The organism is Hydrogenophaga sp., assembly GCF_026125825.1.
GTDB lineage: Bacteria > Pseudomonadota > Gammaproteobacteria > Burkholderiales > Burkholderiaceae_C > Hydrogenophaga.
The window spans coordinates 1-4,140 of sequence record NZ_JAHCKK010000176.1 but is presented as its reverse complement, the minus strand read 5'-3'; the positions used below and the strand labels follow the sequence as shown (position 1 = coordinate 4,140).

3 protein-coding genes and 2 pseudogenes are annotated in these 4,140 nt (G+C 64.9%); all 5 read right to left on the bottom strand.

Features of this window, described 5'->3' with window-relative positions; translation table 11 throughout:
• Window positions 1-819 (bottom strand): annotated as a pseudogene (locus KIT86_RS24480) (chemotaxis protein); the annotation flags it as partial.
• A 367-nt stretch (window positions 820-1,186) separates the two neighbouring features.
• Window positions 1,187-2,377 (bottom strand): ABC transporter substrate-binding protein, encoded by a 1,191-nt coding sequence (locus tag KIT86_RS24475; RefSeq protein WP_297403250.1) that lies wholly within the window; start codon window positions 2,375-2,377, stop codon window positions 1,187-1,189.
• A gap of 71 nt (window positions 2,378-2,448) precedes the next feature.
• A complete protein-coding gene (locus KIT86_RS24470) occupies window positions 2,449-3,153 on the bottom strand; it encodes an ABC transporter ATP-binding protein (protein WP_297403248.1) in 705 nt (234 codons plus the stop codon).
• Window positions 3,150-3,869 carry an ABC transporter ATP-binding protein gene (locus tag KIT86_RS24465; protein WP_297403246.1) on the bottom strand — a complete coding sequence of 240 codons (720 nt, stop codon included), beginning with the start codon at window positions 3,867-3,869 and terminating at the stop codon, window positions 3,150-3,152. The genes KIT86_RS24470 and KIT86_RS24465 overlap by 4 nt, the downstream gene beginning before the upstream one ends.
• Window positions 3,866-4,140, bottom strand: a pseudogene (locus KIT86_RS24460) (branched-chain amino acid ABC transporter permease); the annotation flags it as partial. The pseudogene KIT86_RS24460 and the gene KIT86_RS24465, both read right to left, overlap by 4 nt.

Genomic DNA, 4,140 nt, shown 5'->3' with positions numbered 1-4,140 from the left:
AACCGTGCTCGTGAGCTGCTCCATGCTCGCCGCCGTCTCCTGCAGGTTGCTTGCCGCCTGCTCCGTGCGCGCGCTCAAGTCCTGGTTGCCGGAGGCAATTCCCTGGCTGGCCGACTCGATCCTCTTCGCCGACGCTTGAACAGAGGTCACAGCGAGCTTCATCCTGTCAAGAATGGTGCGCAAAGCACGTGCGCCTGCTGTGCCGGTGCTCTGCCCACTGACGTCCAGTGAGATTCCATCCGGTCGGTCAACTGCTCTCACCAGACGCATCAGTTCGGCTCCCTCACGAGCCGTATGGCCCATGCCAACGGCCAGCACGCCTTCCAGGCCTGTCTGGATCACGACATAGGCCGCGTGGAGCATGACACGCCAGAAATTGGCTTCGGTGGTGCAGTAGAAGCCCAAGCCAATGGCCTGCAGGCGATCGAACAACACGTGGTGTACCGCAAACAGAGCGGCAGCGAACACGATCGGGCGCCAGTCGAGGTAGACCAGTACCAGCGCCAGGGTGACAAACACCCCGAAGTGGAACTCCAACTCTCCATGCGCCAGCTGGATGTGCAAGGCCACGAGCGACACCAGCGTGAAGGTGAGCACCAGTCGTGAGCCAAGAGAACTTCGACCCAACACATAGGCTGCCAGCCCCAGCCCGAACAAGAGCAGCGCACCGACCACCGCAAGCACAGGCTCGTAGTAGGTGAAGCCGATCACCACCGCAGCCACCGCACTCAAGCCAATGGCCGCAAGCATCACCCGGTCGCCCAGTCTGGCCTGGGATTCATCGGCTTGTGGTCTTTGAAGCGATTTTGTGATGGTCACACTGAACTTTCGACTCGAAGCGAGGCGGTTGATGGGATGAATGAAATCGGATCTCTGCTGCACGCAAATTGGGGCTCCGCCCGAGATGTTCACGTGGAAGCTGCAACCTGACCGATCCGCGCGCGTGCAACCACTCAAGCTGTATCGGTCTGCCACGAAAAAAATGAAGGTGGGCCTTCGCGCCAAGCCGAACCTGCGAAAGAATGCCGTCCGTCTGCGATTGACGGAATCTCGATTTCTGCGTGAAGAGACTCCTGCCGGGGGAGTTCTCGGCTTGCGGTGGGTTGAGGCTGTCGAGGGGAGGACTTCTGCAGACAGCAGTCCGAGCCCACACCGCGGGCTCGGATTCAATCGCCGTTGAGCTACATCACATCTTGCACAGCGCAGACGCGGGCGGGGTGATGGACGCGGGGTAGGTCTGCTCAATGACCGGACGCAACACGCCATCGGCCCTTTTCACACGCGCAACGTAGTTCGGGATCAACAGTTGGTTGTCTGCGGCGCGGATCGTCATCTTGCCGTAGAGCGTGTCGACCTGCGCACCGCGCAGCGCCTTGGTGACGGCCTCGGGCTGCACGCTGTTGGCAAGCTTCACGCCCTGGAAGAGCACCATCGCGCCGTTGTAGGCCTGGCCTTCGGTGTCGGAGGGCAGGCGGTTGTACTTGGCCTTGAACGCAGCCGCAAAGGCCTTGGAGGCAGGCGTGTCGATGTCGGGCGTGTAGCCCACATTGCCGGGCACGCCTTCCATGGCGTTGCCCGTGGCGTTGATCAGGAAATTGGACACCAGCGCGTGGCCGATCAGCGGCGTCTTGGGGGTGAGCCCGAAGTCGGCCGCCTGCTTCACGAATGCGATGCCACCGGACACATCGGCCACCCAGATGGCATCGACGTTGGCCGCCTTGAGCTGCTGGATGTAGGGCGCGTAGTCCTTGGTTCCCAGCGGGGCAAGCAGCTTGACGGACACCTTCTTGCCTTGCGCGGTGACGGCCTTTTCGAAGGAACTGGCCGAGTCATGCCCCCACACGTAGTCCGCCGCCACGATGGCAAAGTTGTTGCCCGGCACATTCTTCACCCACTGCTCGATCATGGCCAGGTCCATCGCATCGGAATGGTTGGTGCGCACGAAGCGCGGGCTGCAGGTGTCGGTGGTGAGCTTGTCGGCCTTGCTGATGGTGCCGATGAATGCCGCGTCCCAACGCGCCAGGTTCTGGCTGATGGCCAGTGAGATGGACGAGGTGATGGGGCCGATGATCAGGTTGTGCCCTTCGCGGGTCAGTTTCTCCGCCACCCGGCGTCCCGCATCGGGCGTGCCTTCGTCGTCACCCTCGGCCACGATCACCCGCCGGCCATCCACGCCGCCTTTGGCGTTGGCTTCCTCGACGGCGAAGCGCACCCCGTTGAGCACATCCACACCCATCGCGGCGAAGTTGCCGGACTTGGACGACACCAGGGCGATCTTCACGGGCTCCTTCGCCTGCGCCAAGGCGCTCAGGGGAGCCAGGGCGATCAGTGCCGCACCGGCCAGCGCGCATGGAACCACGATTCGCTTGTCTGACATGTTTGTCTCCTGCTTGTTGGAATCACCGGAATCGGTCCGGCAGCCGTGCTGAAAAACGGGGCTCGTGCGCGTCAGACCATCACATGGCTTTCGAGGGCCTTGAGGCCTTCGGCCGACGCGCTCACGGGGCCAACGCCAACCACGGCGCCCTTGGCCATCGCCAGGTAGCGCTGCGCGACGCGCACCACCAGGTTCATGTTCTGTTCGACCATGAGCAGGGCCGTGCCTTGGCTGGCGACCTGCCCGAACACGTCCGCGAGCTGGTCGACGATCACCGGCGCCAGGCCTTCGGTGGGCTCGTCGAGCAGGATCAGCGCGGGGTTCACCATGAGCGCGCGGCCCACCGCCAGCATCTGCTGCTGTCCACCGGAGAGCGCGGTGCCCGGGGTGTGGGCGCGCTCCTGCAGGATCGGGAACAGCCTGTAGATCTCGCGCACGTTCCACGGGCCCTTTCGCCCGACGGCGGCGCCGAGCAACAGGTTTTCCTCCACCGTGAGGTTGGCCACGATGCGGCGTCCCTGCGGCACCACGGCGATGCCGTGTTGCGCCGCCATGTAGGCGCGCGGCTTCTGGATCGGCTGCCCGGCCAGCCGCACCTGGCCGCCGGTGAGGCGCGCCAGACCGAGCACGGTGTTGACCACCGTGGTCTTGCCCACGCCATTGCGCCCGATGAGCGCCACGCGCTCGCCCGCGTCCACACGCAGGCTCATGCCGTGGAGGATGTGGGCCGCGCCGTAGCAGGCGTGCACGCCATCGAGTTCCAGCAAGGGCGTCATGCCGCGCTCCCGAGATAGGCTTTGCGCACGCGCGGATCGGCCCGCACGATCGCGGGCGCGCCGTGCGCGATGACCCGGCCGAGTTCGAACACGGTGATCACGTCGGAGATGCCGAACACCACGTCCATGTCGTGCTCGACCAGCAGCACCGACACGCTCCAGCTTGAGGTCAGCGTCTTGAGGTGGTGCGCCAGGTCATGCGACTCCTGCACCGAGAGTCCGGCCATGGGCTCGTCGAGCATCAGCACCTTGGGCCGGCCGACCAGCGCCAGCGCAAGGTCCAGTCGCCGTTGCTCGCCGTAGCCGAGTTCTTCGGCCTCCATGTCCGCGAGCCGCCGCAGATCGAGCTCACCGAGCACGGCATCGGCGTCGGCCCTGAAATCGCCCACCCCCATCTTGTAAGACGCGAGCTCCACCTGCTTGCGCACACCCATGCCGCCAAAGACGCTGGTGCGCTGGAAGCTGCGCGAGAGCCCGCGCGTGCGCCGCGCCACGGCACCCATGTGGCTCACGTCTTCACCGTCGAGCATGACCTGGCCTCGGGTCAAGGGGCGCCGGCCGGTGATGGCGTCGATCACCGTGGACTTGCCCGCGCCGTTGGGCCCGATCAAGCCGTGGATCTGGCCTTTCTCCAGGGCGAGGTCCACCCCGTCGAGCGCCTTCACGCCGCCATAGTGGATGGCCACGTCCCTGGCCTGCAGCACGTGGGCGCTCATGGGTTCACTTTCTTGCGCTTGGCGACGCGCTGGAGCGCGCCGATGAGGCCATCGGGCGAAAACACGATCACGGCAATCAGCGCCGCGCCAAAGATGGCCATCGAGTGGGTGGCGTGTTCGCCGAGCAAGTCCTTGAACAGGAAGTACACGATCGCGCCCACGATCGGCCCGGCCAGGCTCTTGACCCCGCCCACCACCACCATCAGCAGGGTGATGGCTGACACGCTCCAGTGCAGGTTCTCGGGCGATACAAAGCCGGTGTTAAGCGCCG